This is a genomic window from Marinobacter lipolyticus SM19 (genome assembly GCF_000397065.2).
Lineage (GTDB): Bacteria > Pseudomonadota > Gammaproteobacteria > Pseudomonadales > Oleiphilaceae > Marinobacter > Marinobacter lipolyticus.
On the sequence record NZ_KE007326.1, the window covers coordinates 475,612 to 498,990 of the forward strand.

Consider the following 23,379-nt stretch of genomic DNA (forward strand, 5'->3'; position numbering starts at 1 on the left):
GTTCGGCATTGAATGACAGACGATGGACGCAACCTGCGTTATGCTGACACAAACGGATGTCCGGGAGAGGATGGATACTATGGCCCAGATGGCCGAAAAATTCCTGTTGAGTCGCCTGTCGAGAGCTGGCTTTATTGTACTGGTTGCCATCGCCTTACTCTCCACCATTTACGGCGCTCACCTCACGACCGTTACTGCCCTTGTAGCTGCGGCTCTGATCTTTACCGGGAGGGGCTTTCATCCCCAACGGTCCCGGGCCCCCTGGCCGACAATCAACCGTCTGATTCTGGGCGCATTTCTGATCCTTTTGATCGGTAGTCTGTGGTCTGGCCCATGGAGCCTGGTGCACTGGCTATACACGGCACCATTGCTGGCATTCGCCCTGCTACCGATCGCCTGGGCCATTGTAACAACCCTGGCTTGCGCTTTTCTGGCAATGGCATCAACGTACTGGTCGACCGGGCTGGCAGAACGTCACCAGATGATCAGCGCCTTCCTGCTGACCATCATGCTGTCGGCGGTTCTGGTGCTCCTGCGCGAATACAAGTCCCGTCAACTGGCCCCGTTGCGTCGCACAGACGAGCTCACCCAGGCCGCCAGCCGGGAATACCTGTCCGCCGACCTGCACAAGGAAATCCAGCGCAGTGAACGGGAAGGCACGGACATGTCCATTATCATGCTGGGCCTGGACACCCATTTAAGCGATACCGATCCTGACGCGGACATTCGCTCCATCCTGCCCCGAATCGGCCGCTACCTGCATTCACAATTGCGGGACTTCGACACCTATTATCGGGTCGCTGACCTGCAATTCCTGATCATCCTGCCCGGCATATCCACCTCTGACGCCGCCAGCCGCGCAGAAACCATTCGCAAGGGTCTTCGGGGTTTGCTGGCTTCCCACGGACTGGAATTAACGGTCAGCGCGGGTATCGCCGGGCTCAATATCGGGGACGACGCAGACAGCCTCCAGCAGTCTGCTGCGAATGCCTTGCGCAGGGCACAGCAACAGGGGGGCAACCGCACCCAATCCTACAGCGCCTGGTCGCATTCTTCACCACCTGCGAGGGAAGCCGATGCCGAGGGCCCTATGACATGACTGAAACACGCCTGAGAACCTACACCCATCTGGCCGGTTATTGTCTGGCGGCTCTGTTTATTGCCAGCCTTGCCCTCCAGAACCTGCGCTATGGGTTCTATGGCCTGTTCTATCTGGCCACCGGCATGACCCTGCTGACCCTGGCCGGCGCAGCCTATACCTTTGTGTGTCGCCGCCGCCAGCTATCGGCGCCAGGACACATGATGATACTGACCGCTCTGAACATCGGGCTGATCGTCGCCATGTACACGATGAACACCGCAGGCATCAGTCACTGGAGCATGCCCCTTATCCTGCTCAACCTCCTTATCTTGCCGCTACGCCAGGGGCTCATTCTGTCGTTGTTCCTGTTCCTGGCATTAGCGGTCTTCCTGCTGTTTCGCCAGCCGCTTCAGGAAACCCTGACCATACTGACAGGCGCCATGGCGCTGATCGCAATCGGTGCTCTTTATATCTGGCACTACAATCATATGGCGCAATCGGCAGAGGATCTGGCAATAACCGATCCCGTGACCGGTGCCCATAACGCGCGCTTCCTGGATGAGACGTTGCAAAAGGAAATCAGCCGCGCCATTGCTACAGGTCACTCGCTGTCGGTGATTACGCTGGCGATTGATTACGCCGATGAGGCGGAAGATCTACATGGCAAGAATGGCATACAGACGCTGTTTCGGGAGATCACCCAACACCTCTTCGGGGTCATTCGCGCAGGGGACACCCTCTATACCCTGAAGGAATCCGAGTTTTTCCTGATCCTGCCCTTTACCCCTGAAGAAGGCGTACGGGTCATTGCCGAGCGCATTCGCAGGACCATCGCCGAGCACAACTGGGCCGTGGTCGGGAAAGCGACTGTGAGTCTGGGCTGTACCACTCGTGGCTCTGGTGATACACGCACGGATGCGCTTCGCAAACGCGCCCATCTTGCTCTGGAGGAGGCTCGTAAACACGGGGCAGATTCCACCTGGTTCCTACCGGGAGACGCCACCGGGTCATGAGCAGTGACTGGCTTGTCTCCCTCTCCGCCTGGCTGACCAACCACTCCGAGTGGCTTGCCATTGCGGTTTTCGCAACCGCGTTTGCCGAATCCCTGGCCATTGCAGGCATCCTGATCCCCGGCGTGGCTATTATATTCGCTATCTCCGCCCTGGCTGGCCAAATTGCCATGCCCCTGGCAGAGGTACTGCTCTGGGCGGCATTGGGCGCCATTCTCGGTGACGGCATAAGTTTCGCACTGGGACGACTCTGCCAGGGCAAGCTGGACCGGATCTGGCCCCTGAGCCGGTACCCTAAAGCGATCTACAAGGGCGAATACTTTTTCCACCGGTACGGCGGTGTCAGCGTGGTGATCGGGCGCTTCGTGGGACCGATACGACCAGTGATTCCGCTGGTTGCTGGCGCTCTGATGATGCCCTGGCGCCGGTTTCTCCTGTTCAATGTCACCTCAGCGGTGGGCTGGGCCCCCGCGTACGTGATTCCCGGTTACCTGGTGGGAAGCGCACTGGCCAGCGACATTCGACCGCCCGCACATTTTTACCCGGTTGTCGCGATCAGCATGGGCACACTGTTCGTCATCTACCTGACTGTTTTCCGCTTTCAACTGGGCCTGGGTTACAGCAGCCGACTCTATCAATGGCTGGCCAGAAAAATGGAACAGTACGACGCCACTCACCGGTTCTGGCGCCTGTATTCGAGTGAACGCCCGGCACAGGCCGGAGAATTTCCCTTGCCCTCACTGACTCTCGCCATCACTACAACAGCACTGTTCCTGATATGGAGCCAGCTTGTGACGGGCACTACCCTGCTCCAGCCACTCGACAACGCGGCGGCGACATGGTTCTCACAATTGCGACAACCGCTATTTGATCCGGCCCTGCTACTGTTCACTCTGGCGGGAAAACCCCTGATCCTCATTATCGCCGGAGCGTGTCTGTCACTTGCTCTTGCGTTTCGGGGCTATTACGGCGCGGCACTGCATACTGTTGCTGCAGTAGCCCTCACCAGCCTGCTCGTATACCTGTTCAAGTCATTCACCGCCATTTCGAGACCGGACCTGGTGCTTATCCCACCTGCATCTGGTGCTTTTCCAAGCGGGCACACTGCGGGTATCACGGTATTTTGCATGCTGATAGCCAATTTTGTGGCAAGGGAAACCCGGCACCGGACACGCTGGCGCACCTATCTGGTGTTCAGCCTGCCCATCGTGCTGGTCGCGATAAGTCGTTTATACTTTGGGGTACACTGGTTCACGGATGTGATCGGGGGATTATTGCTGGGATTGGCGGTTACCGGCTACATTCGCGCCAGCTATAGTCGCTACGACCGGGTGCCGCTGTCTCCGGATCTGTCACTGTTAGCGGCGATCATCGCCTGGGGAGCCTTTACGGCAGCCTATATCTGGAACCAATGGTCCTACGCACTGACACTCTACACACCTACCAGCCCCTGACCGGACTTCCGACACCAGGGATACTGCTCACCCTTCCTCCAGCGCCTCAAGCAGGGCGTGCAGCCGGCTCAGCCTTTCGATAGGATCCTGAAGCTCCACCAACTGCTGCTTTTCCCGGCTGTCCAGGGGCAACAGTTCGGTCAGTCTCCAACCCACATCCCGGGCATCGCTGTAGTCGACCTCCATATCCAGATCTCGGATAACAGGATGGCGGAACAAGGCCTTCAACACCGCAGGCAATTCCAGGTAGCGTTCCGGCACCTCACAGCTGGCTTCGTCCATCAGGCGCTCCACATCGCCCAGGTTCAGTCCATCGGACTCCTGCCAGCTCCGAACTACAGAAACCTTGCCCTCACCTTCAACGGTAATACCCAGCAAGCCGTTATCCAGCTGCTGAAAATCGATGATCCGCACATAGGTACCGATATCATAAAATGCCGCCTCTTTGGCGGTCTCCAGCCCCTCACGAAGCATTACCACCACAAAGCCCCGATCTTCCTTCAGGCAACGGGTCAGCATGTCGATGTAGCGTGGCTCGAACAACTGCAAGGGGATGCGCCCCCCGGGCAGGACAATGGAGTTCAGTGGAAAGAGGGGCACGTTCATCGGAAGGCGGTCACCTGTCAGTTGAATCCGAAACAACCATCACACAACCTCAGTGAATTGCCAAAAGCTGGTGAACCTCATCCACCCTGGCTCGAGCCTCTGTCAAAAGTTGCAGGCTCCGGGATGCGTTCAGTTCCAGTTCGCCCAATCGGCGGTAGGCTGGCACTTCATCAAATGACGGAAGCTCTGCATTCTGACTGGAACCAATCATCGAGTGCAACTGGGCTACAATCACCACATCCACCAATTGCGGTTCCGGATTGCGATCTTCATACCCCCAGTCCTCGGCGTGGCGCACGGCCTCTACAAAGGCTGCGGGGAACGACCAGTTCTCCAGAACTGCGGTACCAACGTCACCCCGAAGCTCGGTGATGGCATGGTTCAGATTGGCCTGATCCGCAAACAGGTTGACGTGATGCTCCGCCTGAACCAGGACCGGCACCACACCGATATCGTGCAACAATCCCGCAAGCATCGCTTCCTCCGGATTCAGCCGGGTTGCGCTATCGGCCAATACCCAACACAGGGCGGCCACTTCCCTGGAATGCCGCCACAGCCGATCCATTTCCTTCTGCAGGGAGGCCTGGCGGGTATTGAACACTTCCCGCATGGCGAAGACAGTGACCAGTTGACGGGTCGTCCGCATACCCAATCGAACCACTGCCTCCCGCACATTGCGGACGTCCCTGAATCCACGATACAGAGGGCTGTTACTGGCCCGCACGAGCTTCGCCGCCATGGCAGGATCGGCGGACACCGCCAGAGCTACCTGTTCGGCACTGGAGTCCTCACGCTCGACAAGCCGCCGCACCTTCCAGGCAACATCCGGCACGCTCGGCAGGCTCATCTGGTTGGAACGCAACTCAAGGTAGAATTCCATCAGCAGGCGATGTTCCTCGCTTTCGCCACTACCAAAATCCGTACCGGACTCCATCTCCACCTGCTGGACCGGGGCGGAACGCAACATCTGGTTGAGGACATCCTGCTCCACGGCGAGAAATTCACAAGGTTGAACCGCGGTCACATCGTAGATTCGTGGTTGCAGACGGGCAATCGGGTTCTGTGCCTTCTCACTGTCTGCTTCTATCGTAGATGTGCGGCCATCCGCCGACGCCAACTCTACCGTACCCGCAACCAGAAACAGATCCATGCCATCGCGTACACCCCGTTCAACCACCCGTTGCCCGGCGCCGTGGACCCGGCGCTCCGCCCGGCTTGCCAGCAGTACCAACTGGTCATCAGTCAACCGGTTAAGAGGCTGAAACTGTTTGAGACGACGCAACGACAGGCTTTCCTGTTCGGCCATAGACACACTCTCTCCTTTTACACAATCGCTCTGTCCTCAGAGACGACTGGTTCGGCCCTATTGTTACTCATTGTAAACACGGTCCCGTAAAACAACCATGCGATCAGAGTCGAATCTGGTATCCTCTGTTCTCCCAACCCCTGTCAAAGGCAACAAAAGAGAGACCAGAACCCCATGCCTCAGTATCGTTCGCGGACATCCACCGCAGGCCGTAACATGGCCGGTGCCCGTGCGCTCTGGCGCGCCACCGGTATGAAAAACGAAGATTTCGGAAAACCGATCATTGCCGTTGCCAACTCCTTTACCCAGTTCGTGCCAGGACATGTCCATCTGAAGGATCTGGGCCAACTGGTCTGTCGGGAAATCGAGGCTGCGGGAGGCGTTGCCAAGGAATTCAACACCATCGCCGTGGACGACGGCATCGCCATGGGCCACGACGGCATGCTCTATTCCCTGCCATCCCGGGAAATCATCGCCGATTCGGTAGAATACATGGTCAACGCTCACTGCGCCGACGCCCTGGTGTGCATCTCCAACTGCGATAAGATCACTCCGGGCATGTTCATGGCCGCCATGCGCCTGAACATTCCCACCATCTTTGTGTCCGGCGGCCCCATGGAGGCCGGCAAAACCAAGCTGTCCGAGCACAAACTGGATCTGGTGGATGCCATGGTCATCGCTGCGGACCCCACTGCGGATGATGAAAAAGTCGCCGAATATGAGCGCAGTGCCTGCCCCACCTGCGGATCCTGCTCCGGCATGTTCACTGCCAACTCAATGAACTGCCTGACCGAAGCCATCGGCCTGGCACTACCGGGCAACGGGTCGATGCTGGCCACCCACGCCGACCGCGAACAGCTGTTCCTCAAGGCCGGTCGCCAGATTGTAGAGAATGCCCGACGCTATTACGAAGAAGACGACGCCAGCGTCCTGCCGTTGAGCATTGCCTCCATGGCCGCCTTTGAAAACGCCATGGTCATGGATATCGCCATGGGCGGCTCCACCAATACCATCCTGCACCTGCTGGCCGCGGCTCAGGAAGGTGGCGTTCCATTCACACTGAATGAGATCGACCAGCTCTCCCGCCGGGTACCACAGCTTTGCAAGGTCGCGCCCAACTCCCCCAAATACCACATGGAAGACGTCCACCGTGCCGGCGGGATCATGGGCATCCTCGGTGAGCTGGAGCGTGGTGGGCTGATCAACACCGACCTGCCAACAGTTCACAGCAAAACCATGCACGAAGCCCTGGAAACCTGGGACATCATGCGTAAGCCGCCAGCGGAAGTGGTGGAATTCTACAAGGCCGGCCCTGCTGGTATTCCCACCCAGACCGCCTTCAGCCAGGCTACGCGCTGGCCTTCCCTGGACGGTGACCGGGAAAGCGGCTGCATCCGCGCTGTCGAACACGCATACTCGTCCGAAGGTGGTCTAGCGGTTCTGTACGGCAACATTGCTCTGGATGGCTGTGTGGTCAAAACCGCCGGTGTGGATGAAAGCATCTATGTATTTGAAGGCAAGGCCAGGGTTTTCGAAAGCCAGGATTCCGCCGTGGCCGGCATTCTCAGCGACGAGGTCAGACCCGGTGAAGTTGTCATTATCCGCTACGAAGGGCCGCGCGGCGGACCTGGCATGCAGGAAATGCTTTATCCCACCAGCTACCTGAAATCGAAAGGCCTGGGCAAGGAGTGCGCCCTGCTGACCGACGGTCGTTTCTCCGGCGGCACCTCTGGACTGTCCATAGGACACGCTTCACCCGAAGCGGCGGCGGGCGGCGCCATCGGCCTGATTGAGAACGGCGACCTGATCCGCATTGACATCCCCAACCGGAGCATCAACGTGGAAATCGACCAGAGGGAACTGGACCGTCGGCGCACGGAGCGCGACGACAAGGGCTGGAAACCTGAACTCCCCCGGGATCGCAAGGTCTCCGCCGCATTGAAAGCCTATGCCCTGCTGGCCACCAGTGCCGACAAGGGCGCCGTTCGGGATCTCGACAAGCTCGATTAAGTCCGGTCCAGGCAAAAAAAAGCCCGCTCAGGTCACAAGCCTGGCGGGCTTTTTTGGTACAGCACCGATATCAGAACAGCGACCAGCCGCCGTCCTCATCCTCCTCAACAGCGTCGTCCTTTTCCGGCTCGGCCCCTGCTTTCACGGAAGCGGTCTCACCGCCCTTCGCGGAAGAATTATTGTCACCGGACGCCTGATTAACCGCCACTTCCATCGGCACCATACCCAGTGCCGACTTGGTGGCCTCATTCAGCTCACCAGTGGCTTTCAGCCCCTGATCCTGCTGGAAGGCACGAAGCGCGGAACGGGTATCACTGTCCATCGTTTTACTGACGTTATCCACGTCATAACCCGCGCCATAGAGCGCGTTTTTGAGGGCTACAGTATTGTTGGCAAACGCCGCGGGCACAGCACTTATGGCCAATACGGCGGTAATTATGGCTGCGATCACCGGACGACGATTCGGTGTTGTTGCGGGCATGGAATTCTCCTGAGAATCACCTGATATCATCACGATATCGACTCTTATTGTTGGATGGAGCCTATCCCCATGAATGGGGTATGTCGCCGGCAGCCTAACATATCTCCCAACCCGCCCGATTCCATACAGGTCACAGTTTCGCGTTACTGATCGGATTCCGGATCCACTGCCTCAACCGGCACTTCACCAAACTCACGAATGAAAATGCCCCAGAACGCCATGAACAGGGCAGCAACCAAAGGCCCCATCACAAATCCGTTAATGCCAAACATGACGATACCCCCAAGCGTTGAAAGCAAGACGATATAGTCCGGAAGTTTGGTATCACGGCCAACCAGGATCGGCCGTAGGACATTATCGGCAAGACCGATCACGATAGCGCCAAAGGCCGTCAGCACGATAGCGGAAACGACGTCCCCTGCAGCAGCCAGATAGATGGCAACAGGCACCCAGACAAGGGAGGCGCCAATTGCCGGAATGAGCGAAACGATGGCCATGACCACGCCCCATAACAAAGCCCCGGTAATACCCAGTATCCAGAAGATCAGCCCGCCAAGTGCACCCTGAATAATAGCGATCAGCAGGTTTCCTTTTACGGTAGCCCGGGTGACCTCGGCAAATTTGGCAAACAGCAGACGCTCACGCTCATCTCCCAGGGGTAATGCCCGAATCAGTAAATCCACCAGTTTGTTCCCATCCCGTATCAGAAAAAAAGCGAGATACACCATCAACGCCAGCCCCAGAAAAAACTGGAACGTATTCTGGCCTAGCCCCAGGGCCTGCTTCGCCAGGAACTGACTCCCCCCCAGAAAGGCATTCACAGCACGATCCCTGAGCCCCTTGAAATCAATATCGAACTGGGCGAGGAATGCTTCTATCGCCGGGAATGACTGGTTAACCCTGTCAATGTATTCCCCCGGTTGAATCTCACCACTCTGGATCTTCTGGTACAGCCCCAGACCTTCTGCAATCAGGGAGGTCACCAGGATAATGACCGGTATTACCACGATCACCATACAAATAGTGAGCGTGAGCAGGGCAACGATATTTGGACGATCTCCCAGTCGACGCGACAGCGCCTCCCGTACCGGATAGAAAATAAGCGCGATAGCCACTGACCAGAAAATGGGGCCGAAGAACGGCTTCATCAACAGAATAAATGCCAGGGAAACGCCCACCAGCATGGCCAGAAAAGTCCGTGTTTCCAGTTTTTCGTACATCGATTGAGGATCTCCCACACTGTTCCCGATAGCTGGGCCATAGCCTAACACGGCCCGTGGCCACTGCAGGCTTTTTCAGGGTATAGTGATCGGTTATTGATCAGTAATAAAACAGGTCGCCCCTTGGATCACGAAGAGTTCACTGTCGAAACCGCGCTTGATGCCGCCACCGCCCTGAACAAGGTGCTGGCGGCCAGAACCCATCGCCGAAAGGTGATGGGGCAAGAAGTCTGGGTGCCCGGCCAACTGGGCGAGGCCCTGCAACTCCCGCGCATTATTCGCCGCCTGCAAAGCAAGCAGCAAAAACAGCGGGAACAGGGCCTGGACGAGTTTCAGGAATTGTGGCCGACCTTATCCCCGGCTACCCGGGACAAGGTTCTGAATCGAATTGGCTGGTACAACCCGAAAGAGCTGAACTGGGACGACAAACGCTCCAACCGTCGCCCCATTCCGGATACAAACAACTGAAATCACCGCAAAAAGTGAACATTAAGGAGTTTGTATACGTACTTCTCATCACTGACACAAAGCGCCCCTGTATTTGAAATGTCACATTGGGCTCTTATGTTAGACATACTGAGGAGGTCTATAATGAGTAAACAAGAGCATTACCGCGCCGTAGCGGCTGAAGGAAGCGCCGTTCCGACATTACTTTGTGGGCATTGTCATTCCACATTGCCCCGCGCCCGCATTTTTCGCAATGACAATGAACGCTTCCAGGATTTTCACTGCCAGACCATCGGACTTTGTTCCGCCGACGATTGCGGAGCAGTTAACTGCTGTGACGACGCTCTGACGGCGTTCGATAATCCGGAAACGCTGTTCGGCCTTGCGTCCTGATTCAATCCGGCAACGCACTGTTACCGAAACCAAACACACAAATTTTCCATCTGCTTTATCCTGATTGAAGTTAAGGCTGCGACCATTACAGCCACGCAACCACTCAGTCAGGACAGTCGATGGCATGCGTATTCTGAGAACCGATGAGGCACGTTTCCAGAGCCTTCCGGATTACCCTTTTGCACCTCACTACCTGGACGTGGAACCGGGCCTGAGAATGCATTTCGTTGATGAAGGACCGGTAGCCGCCTCACCCGTGGTTATGCTCCATGGGGAGCCATCGTGGTCGTATCTGTATCGCCATATGATTCCGCTCGTCGCATCCGCGGGGCATAGGGTGCTGGCACCGGACCTGATCGGCTTCGGCAAGTCTGACAAACCCGCCAGCGTGACCGACTACAGTTATCAGCGCCATATCAATTGGCTCACCCATTGGCTGGAATCTCTCGAGCTGACCAATATCACCCTGGTGTGCCAAAACTGGGGCTCCCTGCTGGGACTGCGTCTGGCAGCGGAAAAGCCCCACTTGTTTCAACGCATTATCGTAGGCAACGGCATGTTACCTACGGGAGAAACCCGCATCCCCCCGGTCTTCACGATGTGGAAAGCCTTTGCCACTCACAGCCCGTGGTTCCCGGTAGGACGCATTGTGCAGCTGGGTACGGAACGCGCTCTCAGTCGGGCCGAACTGGCGGCATACGAGGCGCCGTTCCCCAGCCCCGAGTACAAAGCCGGGGCCAGAGCATTTCCAAAACTGGTCCCGATCTCTCCCGATGATCCGGCCAGCGAGCCCAACAGAGCGGCCTGGAAAGTGCTGGAGAAGTGGCGAAAGCCATTCATTACCTGTTTCAGCAGTGGCGACCCGATTACCCGGGGCGGCGACCGATATATGCAACGACGCATCCCCGGCGCCTATGGTCAGCCCCATATTACCCTGCGCGGCGGTCATTTCCTGCAGGAAGACTCCCCGGAGGATTTTGCCCGCATCATCAACGATGCTTTGAAATCGGTACGAGCGGCCTGAGGGAGCCGCCCATACCTGCGGGCGTATCAGCCAAACACGGTGACCGTCTGGCGACTCAGCGCCACCAACTCGCCCTTGCTGGTCCAGATGCCGGCCTGGGTATGTCCGTACCCCGCACCAGCCTGATCAATCGTCGCCTTGTATAGCAACCAATCTCCCGGTGCCATCGCGGGACGCGGGTGCATGATATCCAGAGCCCAACTCAGAGAACTGGCAGGCACACGCTCGCTCAAATGAGGCAGGAGCGCAGGCGGCCAGGCATCCACCAGGGCAACAATATGGGCATCGGAGATTTCCTCCGGCTGCTCCCGGAACTGCATCCAGCCCCCCATCTCACGACCGCCCTTGCCACTGAACGGGAAAGAACCGAAAGCCCAGCGCATTTCGATATGCTGGGTGAACTCCGGTGTCATACCCTTGATATAGGGCAAACCCTGGCACGCGCTTACCGGCGTTGATTCAGGTGCCGGCAGCGGACTAACGGCCACTGACGATTCCCGGTCCCCACCAAAGCTGGCCAGACACACCAGCTTCGTCTCACCCTCCTGCAGGATTCTACCCTGAACCTGACTGACAGCTTTGCCCTCCCGCAGAATGTCCGCATCGATCTCAACGGGCACCCCCGGAGTAACCGGCCCGACAAACGACACTTGCATGGACCGCATGGCGCGCCCTGGCGCCACGACTTTTTCCATTTTGTCGAACACCAGCGCCGCGATAATGCCGCCGAATGTTGCGCGCCCCTGAGCCCAGTCCGGCGTGAACACCAACTCCCCTCCGGCCCTGCCGGCCGCCAGCACATCATCAAAATTCATCTGTCGTTCCTGTTAGCTTGCTATCTTAAAAAAGAGAGATTGCCCAATAAAATCCGGCAGCGCAATGGGCCTCACCGGCAACTACCTACGACTCGTACGGTATTTTGCGTATTAAAGCAGTCATAAACGGGCTATAATGCGATCACATCATGCATTGCCCCGCAATGCTCTACCCTCCGAATTCCGAGTACATTAATGTCAGAATTGTCTTTTGCCGAACTTGGTCTGGATTCAGCCGTTCTCGACGCTGTAACCGCCGTCGGTTATGAAACCCCGTCTCCCATACAGGCCCAGGCCATTCCTGCCCTGCTTGCCGGCAACCATCTTCTGGGTGTTGCCCAGACCGGTACCGGTAAGACTGCAGCGTTTGCACTGCCCCTGCTGAGTCGGATTGACGCTTCCGTGAGCGAGCCCCAGATCCTGGTACTGGCCCCCACACGGGAGCTGGCGATTCAGGTAGCGGAAGCCTTTACCACTTACGCCAGCAAATTCAGCCGCTTTCACGTACTGCCGATTTACGGTGGCCAGGACTTCTATCCACAGCTGAAAGCCCTCAAGCGCGGTGCCCAGGTTATCGTTGGCACCCCGGGTCGTCTGCTGGATCACCTGCGTCGTGGCACCCTGAAGCTGGACAGCCTGAAAGCCCTGGTGCTGGACGAAGCCGATGAAATGCTTCGCATGGGCTTTATCGACGATGTTGAGGCCATTCTCGCCAAGACACCGGAGAACTGTCAGCGTGCGCTGTTCTCGGCCACCATGCCGCCGCAGATCAAAAAAGTCGCTCAGACCTATCTGCGCAACGCGACCGAAGTCAAAATCGAGAGCGAAACCCGCACCGTTGAGCGGATTTCCCAGTTCGTGCTGCCGGTCTACGCCGAACGAAAACTGGACGCCCTGACCCGCATCCTTGAAGTGGAGCCGTTTGACGCCTCGATCATTTTCGTGCGCACCAAGGCGGAAACCACACTGCTGGCCGAGAAACTGTCTGCCCGCGGGCATGCTGTAGCTCCCCTGAACGGCGATCTTAACCAGCGCCAGCGCGAGCAGACAGTCGAAGATCTGAAGCGCGGCAAGAAAGACATCATCGTGGCCACGGATGTGGCGGCCCGGGGACTTGACGTTCCACGGATCACCCACGTTATCAACTACGATGTACCTTACGACACCGAAGCCTATATTCACCGGGTTGGCCGTACGGGCCGCGCTGGGCGTGAAGGCAAGGCGATCCTGCTGGTTACCCCGAGGGAACGCAGCTGGCTGCGCACCCTCGAGCGCGCCACCAACTCGCCCATGGAAGCTTATGAGCTGCCTTCGCCCACGGATCTGAAGAAGATGCGTGAGCAGCAGTTCGAAGCGCAATTGCTAGGCTTTGCCGAGGACCGCAAGCTGGCCAAGTCCATGGCGCTGCTGGATGAAATTGCCGAGCGCAATGATATGGATATGGCGATGGTGGCAGGCGCCCTGGCCTGCTGGATGGAAGCATCCCAGCCGGGCTCCATGCCTCTGGAACAGCCGGAAGCCTTACCAGTAGTTTCAGCAGCTCCTCCACGCCGGGATCGCAAGGGTGGTGGTCGTCCGGGCGATGGCCGCAAAGGTGGCAAGCCCGGGTTCAAGCCGGGCTTCAAGAAGGGACCGAAAGGCCGTGGCGGCCCAGGCCCGAAGGGTAAACCTCCTGGCAAGGGCGGCAAGCCCGCTGGCAAGCGCCCTGCCCGTCAGGCTGAAGCCAAGCGCTGATATACGACGAAACTGTAGTCGTAAGGGTTGTTATCGGACGCGGAGAAATCCTCCCGTCCGATTTCTTCCCACTCATCCCAGTTCACTTCGGGAAAGAATGCATCTCCCTCAACCTCTGCGTGCACCTGGGTGATGTAGATTCGATCCACCATCGGCAGGGCTTCAGCGTAGATCTGCCCGCCCCCGATAATCATCACTTCGTCCCCACCCTCGATTTCAGCCTGAGCTTCGGTCTTGACCAGTGCTTCTTCCAATGATTTTGCCGCTACCGTTCCGGCGGGTGCTTCCCATTCCGGGTTCCTGGAAATAACCACATTCATCCGCCCGGGCAATGGCCGCCCAATGGAATCCCAGGTTTTCCGCCCCATGATGATCGGTTTCCCCATGGTGGCCTGCTTGAAGTAACGCAGATCGCCCGGCAGGTACCACGGCAGCTTGTTGTTCCGGCCGATGACCCGGTTCCGGGACATGGCGACTATCAGGGCTTTTCTCATGTTTTGATCTCTTGGCTGGGAGTTGCTTTTTTGACTTGGGGGCTGCGAGAGGGCGGGAAGGGGTGTTCAAAAAGCGCCTCAAGACGTCCCTGTGCGGCTTCGGCTCCGCCATCCATGGCTCCGCAGATTTTTGAACACCCCTTCCCGCCCTCTCGCGACTCGACTACACAGTTAGCTGACCCGATCCCCAATAAACTAGTGTAATTATTTCAACTGAGAATTGAGTAAATGTCCCAACCCTGGCTGAATTTTCCCGATCTTCTAGCTCTGTCGTTTGATCGCAGGGTAGCGGGTGGGGCTTTCCGAAAATCTGCGGAGCCATGGATGGCGGAGCCGAAGCCGCGCATGGATGCCTTGAGGCGTTTTTCGGAAAGCCCCACCCGCTACCCTGCCGCCCCCACACTAATCGGACTGGACCCAAGACGAGGTCAAATAGCAATGGGAGCCTTAATAACAGGATGCGGCTCATACCCCTCAAACGAGAAGTCTTCCAGCTCGTACTCGAAGATCGACTCAGGCTTCCGCTTAATAACCAGTTTAGGCAGAGCCCGCGGTTCCCGCTTCAGTTGCTCGAACACGATGTCGTCAGTCAGGTGATTCTGGTACAGATGGCAATCACCAAAGGTGTGAACGAACTCCCCCACCCCCAGATCACATTGCTGGGCGATCATGTGGGTCAGCAGCGCGTATGACGCGATGTTGAACGGCACGCCCAGGAACAGGTCGGCGCTGCGCTGGTATAGCTGGCAGGAGAGCTTGCCGTCGGCGACGTAGAACTGGAACAGGCAATGGCACGGCGCCAGCGCCATGCGGCCCTGGCGGACGTTGTCCTGGGGACCGATGGATTCGTCCGGGAGCTCTGCCGGGTTCCAGGCGGAGACGATCAGCCGGCGGGAGTTGGGTTTGTTGCGGATCTGGTCGATTAGATCGCTGATCTGGTCAACGGTGCTGCCGTCCGGGCAGTGCCAGCTGCGCCACTGCTTGCCATAGATCGGACCCAGGTCGCCGTTTTCCAGGGCCCATTCGTTCCAGATAGAAACATTGCGCTCTTTCAGCCAGTTGTTATCGGTGGAACCCTGCAGGAACCACAGCAGTTCCTGGATGATGCTGCGTAAGTGGACTTTCTTGGTGGTGACCAGCGGGAAGCCTTGTTCCAGGTCGAAACGGATCTGGCGGCCAAAGACGGAGCGGGTACCAACACCGGTGCGGTCGCCACGGTCCAGACCGTTGTCCACCACGTCTTTCATCAGGTCGAGATAGGCTTTCATTCAGTACCTCTGCGATAAGCAATCAACATCAGGCCGGCACCGGCCACGATCATCGGGAACGACAGCACCTGCCCCATGGTGAGCCAGTCAAAGGCAAGGTAGCCGATCTGGGCGTCGGGCTGGCGCACGAATTCCACCAGGAAGCGGAACACGCCATAGCAAGCCAGGAACAGGCCGGATACCGCCATGCGTGGGCGGGGCTTGGAGGAAAACCACCAGAGGATGATGAAGAACACCACCCCCTCCAGGGCAAACTGGTACAGCTGGGACGGATGACGTGCCAGCGCGTCCGGCGCCTGGGGAAACACCATGCCCCAAGGGACGTCCGTGGGCTTACCCCAGAGCTCACCATTAATGAAGTTACCCATGCGACCGGCACCAAGGCCGATGGGGACCAGCGGTGCCACAAAGTCCGCCATTTTCCAGAAACCGCTCCCCACCTTACGGCCGTACCACCACATGGCAAACATGACGCCCAGCAGGCCACCATGAAAAGACATACCGCCTTCCCAGACCCGTAGCAGCCAGAGAGGGTCGGCGATGAAGGTATCAAAGTTGTAGAACACCACGTAACCGAAGCGGCCACCGAGAATGACCCCGAGAGCGATATAGAACAGCAGGTCGCCCACCTGCTCTTCATTCAGGGGCGACCAGGGTTTGCGGGCGCGGATCCGGCCCAGCCACCAGCCAGCAATAAAGCCAACCAGGTACGTCAGTCCGTACCAGTGAATTTTCAGGGGCCCCAGGGAAATGGCCACGGGATCAAACTGCGGATGCTGCAGCATCAAAAACCTCTCAGCTCAGAAGAAAGCGGATGCCGACCAGGATCAGCACGATGGCAAATATGCGTTTCAATAGCCGGGCATTCAAACGGTGTGCGAGATTTGCGCCGACCCGGGCAAATAATACGCTGGTGAGAATAATACCGAACAATGCCGGCAGGTAGATGAAGCCAAAGCTCAGCTCCGGCAACTCAGCGCTCCCCCACCCGGTCCAGATATTGCCCAGGGCTCCGGCCATGGCGATCGGCAGGCCACAGGCTGCGGACGTACCGACAGCCTGCTGCATGTTCACGTTACACCAGCTCAGGTAAGGCACCGTCAGGGTGCCACCACCAATGCCGAATATTGCGGAGGCCCACCCGATACCACCGCCGGCGGCTCCAAGCCCAGCGGAGCCTGGCACGACACGCCCCGGCTTCGGATTCACCTCAAGAATCATCTTCACAGCCACCAGAATGACAAAGATACCGATGATCAGTTCCAGCGCCGGCCCGCTTAGCAGGGAGGCAGTCCAGGCGCCCACCAGAGCGCCGACCACAATACCTGCAGTCATCGGTTTGAATATATCCCAGCGCACGGCGCCGTGCAGGTGGTGAGAGCGTATGGAACTCAGCGACGTGAACACGATGGTTGCCAGCGATGTGCCGACGGCCATGTGTGCGGCGATCTCAGTGCTGATACCCTGTAGTCCAAAGCTGAAGATAAGCACGGGCACAATAACCAGCCCGCCACCTATTCCGAACAGCCCGGCCAGCGTCCCGGCAAAGGCGCCGAGTGCAAGGTAGAGGGCGAATACGCTTAACAGGGTCATAGCACAGCCACACGCAGTCAGAAAACAAGGCTGGTATGATACACACCGACGTCGCCGAGTTCATTATGAGAGCATCGATACCACCATGTGCCTGATTGCCTTTTCCCTGGGACAGAATCCCGATTACCCTCTTGTGGTTGCCGCCAATCGCGATGAATTTTTCCGCAGGCCCACGGCAGCCATGGATTGGTGGCAGGAGGGAGATCAGCCTCCGGTTCTGGCTGGCCGCGACCTGATGTCCGGCGGAACCTGGCTGGCAGTCAACCGGGACGGCCAGGTTGCTGCGGTAACCAACGTTCGTGAAGGCAGTGCCGAACCCGGGAGAATCAGCCGCGGGGAGCTGCCATTACACGCACTTGGCCTCTCCGGCGCCGAACTCGAACAGCGATTGTCGCAACATCAGGACGAGTACTCCGGCTTCAACCTGATTCACCTGGACGGGCAATCGGGTTGGTATTTCAGTAACCGCGACGCCCACCCCGGACGCAAGGTTCATCGGGGCACATATGGACTCAGCAACCACCTGCTCCAGACTCCCTGGCCGAAACTTCTGAAGCTTCGCCACGCCATGTCCCGTACGCTGGCAGACACGCCGGCAGGGTCATCTGAGCCACTTCATAATGCCTTGATCAAATTACTGCAGGACACCACACCCGCGCCGGACAGGGATCTGCCCGACACCGGCGTCGGGCTGGAAACCGAGCGCTTCCTGTCGTCGCCCTTTATCGTCGGCAGTGATTACGGGACCCGCGCCACCACGATCGTGTCCGTTAGCCGTGCCGGGGAAATCCGGGTAACCGAACAGGGCTGGCGCCCCATGGGCCAAACTGGCGAACGTCGGGAGTTCTGCTGGCAGCGATAGGACGCAACCTTTGATATAATCCGCCAAAACCCGCGAAGCAACCGGAGGGCCTACCATGGCCGGTGAACAAGGCGCATCATCCATCGCCGACTTTGAAAAATCCCTTGATGAGCTGGAAAAGCTGGTTCGAGACCTCGAACAGGGCGAACTGTCCCTGGAACAGTCACTGACCGCCTTTGAGCGGGGGGTCAAGTTGACCCGCGAGTGCCAACAAGCCCTGAAAACGGCGGAACAGCGTGTTGAACAGCTGGTACAGAGCAACGATGGCGCCCTGGAAACCCGCCCCTTCACACCGGATGAGTCCGCCTGATGACCGCACAGCCCCTGATTGCGGAAAGTTTTCTCGAAACTGCACGGGCCCGAGTCGATGCCGCTCTGGACAAACGCATAGAAGCCGGAGGCCAGGCCTCCGATCGCCTGCAGGAGGCCATGCGCTACAGCGTACTGGGTGGCGGCAAGCGCATCCGACCGGCTCTCTGCCTGGCGGCCGCTCGTGCCGTAGGCCAGGATTCAGAGCGGGCGCTGGTCCCGGCGTGCACCCTGGAGTTGATCCACGCCTACTCGTTGATCCACGATGACCTTCCCGCCATGGACAACGATGAATTACGCAGGGGGCGCCCGACGGCTCACATCGCCTTCGACGAGGCCACCGCCATCCTTGCCGGTGATGCTCTTCAGACGCTGGCCTTTGGTTGGTTGACAGAAGCCCCCGACCTGACCGATGCCACGCGGCTGGCCATGGTTCGCGAACTGGCTGCGGCCAGTGGCCATCGAGGCATGGTCGGCGGCCAGGCCATTGACCTGGCGTCCGTGGGCAAAAAACTGAGCATTGGCGAACTGGAAAACATGCATCGCCACAAGACTGGCGCATTGATCGAAGCCAGCGTTCGCATCGGTGCCTTGACCGCAGAATCATTATCGGACCAGCATTTTACGGCGCTATCAGACTACGCACGGGCTCTCGGGCTGGCATTCCAGGTCCAGGATGACCTGCTGGACATTGAGGGTGACACGTCCGTTATCGGAAAACCCCAGGGCTCCGACCTCGCGAGGGGCAAACCCACGTTCCCGGCCCTGCTTGGCAATAACGGCGCCAGGGAGTTCCTGTCGCAGTTGCTGAAGACCGCACTCGACCATCTGGCGGATTTCGGCCCGGAAGCTGACCCGCTGAGAGCCATGGCGGATTACGTGGTCGCCCGAAGTCATTGATTGATCCGGGACTGGAAGCGCACACTATCATTACCCCGTAGGTCGGATTAGCCACCAGCGTAATCCGACAACAAATGATTCGCCAAACAGATCGAGAAAGACCCTAACAGATGCAGGACACATATATTTTCAAGGAAATCCCGCCGCAGCGGCCCAATACGCCGCTACTGGACAGGATTGAAACTCCGGACCAGTTACGCGAACTGCCGGAAGAGCAGCTGACGCAACTGGCCCGCGAGTTGCGCGCGTTCCTGCTATGGTCTGTTGGACAGACCGGCGGCCATTTCGGCGCAGGGTTGGGGGTACTCGAACTGACCATCGCCCTGCACTTCGTCTTTAACACCCCGAAGGACCGCTTGGTCTGGGATGTGGGTCACCAGGCCTACCCCCATAAAATCCTGACCGGTCGCCGCGAACAGATGGGCACCATTCGCCGCAAAGGTGGGCTCGCGGGCTTTCCCAAGCGCGCTGAAAGTGAATACGATACGTTTGGTGTAGGGCATTCCAGCACGTCCATCAGCGCAGCTCTGGGCATGGCCATGGCCGCCCGCATGCAGAACACCGGACGCAAGAGCATCGCGGTGATCGGCGACGGTGCGATGACTGCAGGCATGGCTTTCGAGGCACTGAACCACGCCGGTCACCTGCATGCCGACATGCTGGTCGTGTTGAATGATAACGACATGTCCATTTCCCGCAACGTTGGCGGGCTATCCAATTACTTTGCCAAACTACTGGCCAGCCGAACCTATAACCAGGTGCGCGACAGCAGCAAAAAGGTACTTCAAGGCGCTCCCAATCTGATGGCGCTGGCGAAGAAGACCGAAGAGCACTTCAAGGGCATGATCGCTCCGGGCACCCTGTTCGAGGAACTGGGTTTCAACTACATCGGCCCGATTGATGGGCATGATCTGCCGCTGCTGGTGGAAACCCTGGAGAACATTCGCGAGCTCGACGGCCCGCAGTTCCTTCACGTTGTCACCACCAAGGGCAAGGGCTTTGCCCCGGCCGAGGCGGACCCTATCGGTTACCACGCCATCAACAAGATTGAGCCAGTACCCGCCAGCAAGCCAGAACCGGTGAAACCCAAACCTTCCAAGCCCAAATACGCTAATGTTTTTGGTCAATGGCTGTGCGATGCAGCGGAGCAGGATGAGCGGGTCGTCGGCATTACTCCAGCGATGTGCGAGGGATCGGACCTGCTGGCGTTCTCCGAGCGCTTTCCTGACCGATACCACGATGTAGCCATTGCCGAACAGCACTCCGTGACTCTGGCCGCGGGGCTGGCCTGCGACGGCGCCAAACCGGTCGTAGCTATTTATTCGACATTCCTGCAACGGGCTTATGATCAGCTGATTCACGATGTCGCCATCCAGAACCTGGATGTACTGTTTGCCATTGATAGGGCCGGCCTGGTTGGCGAAGACGGCCCGACCCACGCAGGCGCTTTCGATATCAGCTACCTGCGCTGCATTCCAAATATGGTAGTCATGACGCCTTCCGATGAGAATGAAACCCGTCAGTTGCTCCACACTGGACTGATGTTCGAAGGCCCGGCTGCCGTGCGCTATCCCAGGGGAACCGGGCCCGGAGCGGAAATCGTCAAGGCGCTCACGCCCTTGCCGATTGGCAAAGGGCGCCTGGTGATGGAAGGAAGTGGCGTCGCCATTCTCAACTTTGGCACCTTGCTGACACCGGCTCTGGACGTCGCAGAGGCCCTGGGGGTAACCGTAGCGGATATGCGATTCGTGAAACCACTGGATGAAGAGCTGATCCTGTCACTGGCAGAACGCCACGACCTGCTGGTTACCCTGGAAGAAAACACCATCGCCGGTGGGGCAGGCAGTGCCGTCACTGAGTTTCTCAACACACGTGACGTCAGCCTGCCCGTACTGCAACTAGGCTTACCCGACACCTTTATCGATCACGGTAAACACGGGGAACTGCTCAGCGATTGCGGACTGGATGCTGACGGTATTCGCCGCTCAATTGAAAGACGCCTGGAACGGCTACGTCACCAGACCCTCAAAGCGGTCAGATAATCAAAGACCTGACCGGCGCCCTGCCATAAGCAGGCGCTCCGGTTGGGCAAAGCCGGTCATGATTCTTGCGGATCATCGTCCTGGTGGGTCTCAAGCCAGTGTCCCAGCTTGCTTTGCTTGGTATCCAGGTAATGCTCGTTGTGGGGGTTTCGACCGACGTGAAGCGGGACGCGCTCAGTAATATTGATTCCATAGGACATCAGAGCGTCCACTTTACGCGGGTTATTGGTCATCAGCCTGAGGCTCGCGATGCCCAGGTGCTCCAGCATATCCTTGCACATGCTGTAATCGCGCAAGTCTGCCGCAAAGCCTAACTTCTCATTAGCCTCTACCGTATCAGCGCCCTGGTCCTGAAGGTGATAGGCACGAATCTTGTTCAACAGACCAATGCCCCGACCTTCCTGACGCAGGTACATCAGGATGCCCCGGCCCTCGCGGGCAATGCTGCGCAATGCCTCTTCCAGTTGATACCCACAGTCACAGCGCATGCTATAGAGCGCATCGCCAGTCAGGCACTCGGAATGGGTACGGGCCAGCATCGGCTCGCTGCTGTTCAGATCACCCAATGTAAGGGCCACGTGCTCCTTTCCCGTGTCCGGCTCTTCGAAGCCGTGCATGTCGAAGACCCCGAACGGTGTAGGCAATCGGCAGGTCTGGATGTAACGAACAGCCACAGTCTTTCCTCGTGGTTCAATCAATCAAGCCGCGCATTCTATCACGTGGCTGCCCTCTTGGCGTAGTCTCTGCAATACCGCCGCACCCGTCGGACAGGTTGAGACAGCCCTACAATGTGGTGGGCGATGCAGACCAGTGACCGCTGCGGCCGCCCTTCTTCTCCAGCAGGCGGACCTGATCAATAACCATGCCGCGATCAACAGCCTTACACATATCATAGAGCGTCAAAGCGGCAACACTGGCGGCCGTCAGTGCTTCCATCTCGACTCCCGTCTGACCCGCGAGTTTGCAGAACGTTGCGATATGTACGGATGCCCCGTCTTCACCGGGTGTCAGCTCCACTTTCACCGATGAGAGATTCAGCGAATGACAAAGCGGGATCAGGTCATGGGTCTTTTTAGCGGCCATAATGCCCGCAATGCGGGCCACGGCCAACACATCGCCCTTGGGATGCTGCCCATCCACAATCATATCGAGCGTCCTGGGAGACATCCGTATTTGCGCTTCGGCTCGCGCTTCCCGCTCGGTCACATCTTTGGCGGACACATCCACCATCCGGGCTTCGCCTTTCTCATCCAGGTGGGTCAGCTTGCTCACACTCTCTCCTGCGGCCGGTTATCCGGCGTTGCGACGATTGGAATGAATACCTGAGACTCTATGGTAACAGAAGCCGATATCCCGGCGACCTGACTATCATCAGAGCCGGGGCCACCAGAGACTGATACCGGCCACACCCTGAGCGCCCCGGCTCATCGCGGCGCCACTATCTTCAGCTGTGAGTCCGCCAAGGGCGTAAACCGGCACGGTGGCTACGGCTACCAGTCGACGAAAAGACTCCCAACCCATCGCAGGGGCACCTGGGTGGGAAGGCGTCGGCAACACGGGCCCGAGAGTAATATAATCCGCACCAAGGGCCTCAGCATGGATGATTTCAGCCTGATTATGGCACGACACTCCCAGCCATTTGGTTTCCAGAACAGGGCGATGTTGGAACGCCCTCGCCTCACGCCACGGCAGGTGCACACCCGCAGCGTCAGGCACCCTGACCAACTGGTCGACGGCCCCGTGAAGCATGACCTCTACGCCCTGGTCACGCCCCTGCATCACGAGGTCACGGGCCAACGACTGGTATTCATCAGCGTTGAGCTTTGGAGCGCGCAGGATTACAAGCTCCGGCCGGGTCATCCGGATGCCCTCCTGACACTGATCCAGTATATCCGCGGGCGCCCGGTATTCCCCGGTAATCGCCAGCCATGACGGCAGCTTGAGAGCGCGGATAATTGGTCGGTTAGCGGCCGGAAACTCGTCATCCCTGAGCTCGCCAACCGCCAGCCATTTTACAGGCTGGCCCTCCCGTCCTTCTGCGTCGCCCATGGCCGCGTCGGTGCGCCAGACGTCAAGAAAGACCCGCTTGTCACCATAGTCATGACGAATACCGATAACCGGCTTCAGCGAGGTCACAGGGACCTGAAGACCGGTTTCTTCCTGAATCTCCCGAACCAGGGCCTGCTGTACGGTTTCGCCGGGCTCAACCTTGCCACCAGGAAACTCCAGCAGCCCTCCTTGATGGACATGATCCGGTCGACGCGCGATCAATACCCGGTTCTCGCGGCAAATCACCGCGACAGCGACATGAATCTCGGTAAGGGCCATGA

Annotated in this window: 24 protein-coding genes; 12 read left to right on the forward strand and 12 right to left on the reverse strand. The window is 58.3% G+C overall.

Annotated features, from left to right (window positions below):
• Window positions 1-40: 40 nt before the first annotated feature.
• Genes MARLIPOL_RS14325 through MARLIPOL_RS14335 form a run of 3 tightly spaced genes read left to right on the forward strand, consistent with a single transcriptional unit; the run spans window position 41 to window position 3,545 of the window.
• The gene (locus MARLIPOL_RS14325; RefSeq protein WP_323807378.1) at window positions 41-1,099 is read left to right on the forward strand and encodes a GGDEF domain-containing protein; all 1,059 of its coding nucleotides are present in this window, start codon (window positions 41-43) and stop codon (window positions 1,097-1,099) included.
• The gene (locus tag MARLIPOL_RS14330; protein ID WP_012138946.1) at window positions 1,096-2,094 is read left to right on the forward strand and encodes a GGDEF domain-containing protein; all 999 of its coding nucleotides are present in this window, start codon (window positions 1,096-1,098) and stop codon (window positions 2,092-2,094) included. The genes MARLIPOL_RS14325 and MARLIPOL_RS14330 overlap by 4 nt, the downstream gene beginning before the upstream one ends.
• Window positions 2,091-3,545 (forward strand): bifunctional DedA family/phosphatase PAP2 family protein, encoded by a 1,455-nt coding sequence (locus tag MARLIPOL_RS14335; RefSeq protein ID WP_012138947.1) that lies wholly within the window; start codon window positions 2,091-2,093, stop codon window positions 3,543-3,545. The genes MARLIPOL_RS14330 and MARLIPOL_RS14335 overlap by 4 nt, the downstream gene beginning before the upstream one ends.
• 27 nt (window positions 3,546-3,572) lie before the next feature.
• On the opposite strand, the gene MARLIPOL_RS14340 is transcribed toward MARLIPOL_RS14335, so the two are convergent.
• Both MARLIPOL_RS14340 and MARLIPOL_RS14345 read right to left on the reverse strand, forming a co-directional pair.
• A complete protein-coding gene (locus MARLIPOL_RS14340; RefSeq protein WP_012138948.1) occupies window positions 3,573-4,151 on the reverse strand; it encodes an LON peptidase substrate-binding domain-containing protein in 579 nt (192 codons plus the stop codon).
• A 49-nt stretch (window positions 4,152-4,200) separates the two neighbouring features.
• On the reverse strand, window positions 4,201-5,457 hold the full coding sequence (locus MARLIPOL_RS14345) for an HDOD domain-containing protein (RefSeq protein WP_012138949.1): 1,257 nt from the start codon (window positions 5,455-5,457) through the stop codon (window positions 4,201-4,203).
• Between the two features lie 174 nt (window positions 5,458-5,631).
• Between MARLIPOL_RS14345 and ilvD the strand changes: the two genes are divergently transcribed.
• On the forward strand, window positions 5,632-7,467 hold the full coding sequence (gene ilvD, locus MARLIPOL_RS14350; protein WP_012138950.1) for a dihydroxy-acid dehydratase: 1,836 nt from the start codon (window positions 5,632-5,634) through the stop codon (window positions 7,465-7,467).
• 70 nt (window positions 7,468-7,537) lie between these two features.
• On the opposite strand, the gene MARLIPOL_RS14355 is transcribed toward ilvD, so the two are convergent.
• Entirely contained in the window at window positions 7,538-7,948 is a 411-nt protein-coding gene (locus MARLIPOL_RS14355; protein WP_012138951.1) for a peptidoglycan-binding domain-containing protein, read from the reverse strand.
• A 143-nt stretch (window positions 7,949-8,091) separates the two neighbouring features.
• Window positions 8,092-9,168, reverse strand: a complete 1,077-nt coding sequence (locus tag MARLIPOL_RS14360; RefSeq protein ID WP_012138952.1) for an AI-2E family transporter — start codon at window positions 9,166-9,168, stop codon at window positions 8,092-8,094.
• Between the two features lie 123 nt (window positions 9,169-9,291).
• On the opposite strand from MARLIPOL_RS14360, the gene MARLIPOL_RS14365 reads away from it, so the two are divergent.
• The 3 genes from MARLIPOL_RS14365 to MARLIPOL_RS14375 all read left to right on the forward strand — a co-directional run bounded on the left by MARLIPOL_RS14365 (window position 9,292) and on the right by MARLIPOL_RS14375 (window position 11,032).
• On the forward strand, window positions 9,292-9,636 hold the full coding sequence (locus MARLIPOL_RS14365; protein WP_012138953.1) for a hypothetical protein: 345 nt from the start codon (window positions 9,292-9,294) through the stop codon (window positions 9,634-9,636).
• A gap of 123 nt (window positions 9,637-9,759) precedes the next feature.
• Entirely contained in the window at window positions 9,760-10,008 is a 249-nt protein-coding gene (locus tag MARLIPOL_RS18445; protein WP_082446191.1) for a hypothetical protein, read from the forward strand.
• 124 nt (window positions 10,009-10,132) lie between these two features.
• On the forward strand, window positions 10,133-11,032 hold the full coding sequence (locus MARLIPOL_RS14375) for a haloalkane dehalogenase (RefSeq protein WP_012138955.1): 900 nt from the start codon (window positions 10,133-10,135) through the stop codon (window positions 11,030-11,032).
• Between the two features lie 26 nt (window positions 11,033-11,058).
• Here MARLIPOL_RS14375 and MARLIPOL_RS14380 read toward each other — a convergent pair whose 3' ends face one another.
• Window positions 11,059-11,847, reverse strand: coding sequence for an acyl-CoA thioesterase (locus tag MARLIPOL_RS14380; protein ID WP_012138956.1), 789 nt, complete (start codon window positions 11,845-11,847; stop codon window positions 11,059-11,061).
• Between the two features lie 195 nt (window positions 11,848-12,042).
• On the opposite strand from MARLIPOL_RS14380, the gene MARLIPOL_RS14385 reads away from it, so the two are divergent.
• Window positions 12,043-13,581 (forward strand): DEAD/DEAH box helicase, encoded by a 1,539-nt coding sequence (locus MARLIPOL_RS14385; protein ID WP_012138957.1) that lies wholly within the window; start codon window positions 12,043-12,045, stop codon window positions 13,579-13,581.
• On the opposite strand, the gene MARLIPOL_RS14390 is transcribed toward MARLIPOL_RS14385, so the two are convergent.
• The 4 genes from MARLIPOL_RS14390 to MARLIPOL_RS14405 all read right to left on the reverse strand — a co-directional run bounded on the left by MARLIPOL_RS14390 (window position 13,560) and on the right by MARLIPOL_RS14405 (window position 16,936).
• On the reverse strand, window positions 13,560-14,075 hold the full coding sequence (locus MARLIPOL_RS14390) for a dihydrofolate reductase (RefSeq protein ID WP_012138958.1): 516 nt from the start codon (window positions 14,073-14,075) through the stop codon (window positions 13,560-13,562). The two genes, MARLIPOL_RS14385 and MARLIPOL_RS14390, sit on opposite strands and share 22 nt — an antisense overlap.
• A 428-nt stretch (window positions 14,076-14,503) precedes the next feature.
• On the reverse strand, window positions 14,504-15,343 hold the full coding sequence (locus MARLIPOL_RS14395; protein ID WP_012138959.1) for a thymidylate synthase: 840 nt from the start codon (window positions 15,341-15,343) through the stop codon (window positions 14,504-14,506).
• Window positions 15,340-16,128: a prolipoprotein diacylglyceryl transferase gene (gene lgt, locus MARLIPOL_RS14400; RefSeq protein ID WP_012138960.1), complete on the reverse strand. Its 789-nt coding sequence runs from the start codon at window positions 16,126-16,128 to the stop codon at window positions 15,340-15,342. The genes MARLIPOL_RS14395 and lgt overlap by 4 nt, the downstream gene beginning before the upstream one ends.
• Window positions 16,129-16,138: 10 nt before the next feature.
• Window positions 16,139-16,936 (reverse strand): sulfite exporter TauE/SafE family protein, encoded by a 798-nt coding sequence (locus tag MARLIPOL_RS14405; protein ID WP_012138961.1) that lies wholly within the window; start codon window positions 16,934-16,936, stop codon window positions 16,139-16,141.
• 85 nt (window positions 16,937-17,021) lie between these two features.
• On the opposite strand from MARLIPOL_RS14405, the gene MARLIPOL_RS14410 reads away from it, so the two are divergent.
• The 4 genes from MARLIPOL_RS14410 (at window position 17,022) to dxs (ending at window position 21,049) form a co-directional block, all read left to right on the forward strand.
• Window positions 17,022-17,798 (forward strand): NRDE family protein, encoded by a 777-nt coding sequence (locus MARLIPOL_RS14410; RefSeq protein ID WP_012138962.1) that lies wholly within the window; start codon window positions 17,022-17,024, stop codon window positions 17,796-17,798.
• Window positions 17,799-17,853: 55 nt separating this feature from the next.
• The gene (locus tag MARLIPOL_RS14415) at window positions 17,854-18,108 is read left to right on the forward strand and encodes an exodeoxyribonuclease VII small subunit (protein ID WP_012138963.1); all 255 of its coding nucleotides are present in this window, start codon (window positions 17,854-17,856) and stop codon (window positions 18,106-18,108) included.
• The gene (locus MARLIPOL_RS14420; protein WP_012138964.1) at window positions 18,108-19,007 is read left to right on the forward strand and encodes a polyprenyl synthetase family protein; all 900 of its coding nucleotides are present in this window, start codon (window positions 18,108-18,110) and stop codon (window positions 19,005-19,007) included. Before MARLIPOL_RS14415 ends, MARLIPOL_RS14420 begins: the two co-directional genes overlap by 1 nt.
• A 110-nt stretch (window positions 19,008-19,117) precedes the next feature.
• On the forward strand, window positions 19,118-21,049 hold the full coding sequence (gene dxs, locus MARLIPOL_RS14425) for a 1-deoxy-D-xylulose-5-phosphate synthase (RefSeq protein WP_012138965.1): 1,932 nt from the start codon (window positions 19,118-19,120) through the stop codon (window positions 21,047-21,049).
• 56 nt (window positions 21,050-21,105) lie between these two features.
• On the opposite strand, the gene ribA is transcribed toward dxs, so the two are convergent.
• The 3 genes from ribA to MARLIPOL_RS14440 all read right to left on the reverse strand — a co-directional run bounded on the left by ribA (window position 21,106) and on the right by MARLIPOL_RS14440 (window position 23,377).
• Window positions 21,106-21,723, reverse strand: a complete 618-nt coding sequence (gene ribA, locus MARLIPOL_RS14430) for a GTP cyclohydrolase II (protein ID WP_012138966.1) — start codon at window positions 21,721-21,723, stop codon at window positions 21,106-21,108.
• Window positions 21,724-21,832: 109 nt separating this feature from the next.
• On the reverse strand, window positions 21,833-22,321 hold the full coding sequence (gene moaC, locus MARLIPOL_RS14435; protein ID WP_012138967.1) for a cyclic pyranopterin monophosphate synthase MoaC: 489 nt from the start codon (window positions 22,319-22,321) through the stop codon (window positions 21,833-21,835).
• A gap of 99 nt (window positions 22,322-22,420) precedes the next feature.
• Window positions 22,421-23,377, reverse strand: coding sequence for a Nudix family hydrolase (locus tag MARLIPOL_RS14440; RefSeq protein ID WP_012138969.1), 957 nt, complete (start codon window positions 23,375-23,377; stop codon window positions 22,421-22,423).
• Window positions 23,378-23,379 lie beyond the last annotated feature (2 nt).

Excerpts from the sequence above, each read along its gene's own strand:
- MARLIPOL_RS14380 (WP_012138956.1), bottom strand. The coding sequence starts at position 11,847 with ATGAATTTTGATGATGTGCTGGCGGCCGGCAGGGCCGGAGGGGAGTTG.
- MARLIPOL_RS14375 (WP_012138955.1), top strand. The coding sequence starts at position 10,133 with ATGCGTATTCTGAGAACCGATGAGGCACGTTTCCAGAGCCTTCCGGAT.
- lgt (WP_012138960.1), bottom strand. The coding sequence starts at position 16,128 with ATGCTGCAGCATCCGCAGTTTGATCCCGTGGCCATTTCCCTGGGGCCC.
- MARLIPOL_RS14385 (WP_012138957.1), top strand. The coding sequence starts at position 12,043 with ATGTCAGAATTGTCTTTTGCCGAACTTGGTCTGGATTCAGCCGTTCTC.
- MARLIPOL_RS14340 (WP_012138948.1), bottom strand. The coding sequence starts at position 4,151 with ATGAACGTGCCCCTCTTTCCACTGAACTCCATTGTCCTGCCCGGGGGG.
- MARLIPOL_RS14420 (WP_012138964.1), top strand. The coding sequence starts at position 18,108 with ATGACCGCACAGCCCCTGATTGCGGAAAGTTTTCTCGAAACTGCACGG.
- ilvD (WP_012138950.1), top strand. The coding sequence starts at position 5,632 with ATGCCTCAGTATCGTTCGCGGACATCCACCGCAGGCCGTAACATGGCC.
- MARLIPOL_RS14390 (WP_012138958.1), bottom strand. The coding sequence starts at position 14,075 with ATGAGAAAAGCCCTGATAGTCGCCATGTCCCGGAACCGGGTCATCGGC.
- MARLIPOL_RS14405 (WP_012138961.1), bottom strand. The coding sequence starts at position 16,936 with ATGACCCTGTTAAGCGTATTCGCCCTCTACCTTGCACTCGGCGCCTTT.
- dxs (WP_012138965.1), top strand. The coding sequence starts at position 19,118 with ATGCAGGACACATATATTTTCAAGGAAATCCCGCCGCAGCGGCCCAAT.
- MARLIPOL_RS14415 (WP_012138963.1), top strand. The coding sequence starts at position 17,854 with ATGGCCGGTGAACAAGGCGCATCATCCATCGCCGACTTTGAAAAATCC.
- MARLIPOL_RS14440 (WP_012138969.1), bottom strand. The coding sequence starts at position 23,377 with ATGGCCCTTACCGAGATTCATGTCGCTGTCGCGGTGATTTGCCGCGAG.
- MARLIPOL_RS14410 (WP_012138962.1), top strand. The coding sequence starts at position 17,022 with ATGTGCCTGATTGCCTTTTCCCTGGGACAGAATCCCGATTACCCTCTT.
- MARLIPOL_RS14335 (WP_012138947.1), top strand. The coding sequence starts at position 2,091 with ATGAGCAGTGACTGGCTTGTCTCCCTCTCCGCCTGGCTGACCAACCAC.
- MARLIPOL_RS14355 (WP_012138951.1), bottom strand. The coding sequence starts at position 7,948 with ATGCCCGCAACAACACCGAATCGTCGTCCGGTGATCGCAGCCATAATT.
- MARLIPOL_RS14360 (WP_012138952.1), bottom strand. The coding sequence starts at position 9,168 with ATGTACGAAAAACTGGAAACACGGACTTTTCTGGCCATGCTGGTGGGC.
- MARLIPOL_RS14345 (WP_012138949.1), bottom strand. The coding sequence starts at position 5,457 with ATGGCCGAACAGGAAAGCCTGTCGTTGCGTCGTCTCAAACAGTTTCAG.
- MARLIPOL_RS14325 (WP_323807378.1), top strand. The coding sequence starts at position 41 with ATGCTGACACAAACGGATGTCCGGGAGAGGATGGATACTATGGCCCAG.
- MARLIPOL_RS14330 (WP_012138946.1), top strand. The coding sequence starts at position 1,096 with ATGACTGAAACACGCCTGAGAACCTACACCCATCTGGCCGGTTATTGT.
- MARLIPOL_RS18445 (WP_082446191.1), top strand. The coding sequence starts at position 9,760 with ATGAGTAAACAAGAGCATTACCGCGCCGTAGCGGCTGAAGGAAGCGCC.
- MARLIPOL_RS14395 (WP_012138959.1), bottom strand. The coding sequence starts at position 15,343 with ATGAAAGCCTATCTCGACCTGATGAAAGACGTGGTGGACAACGGTCTG.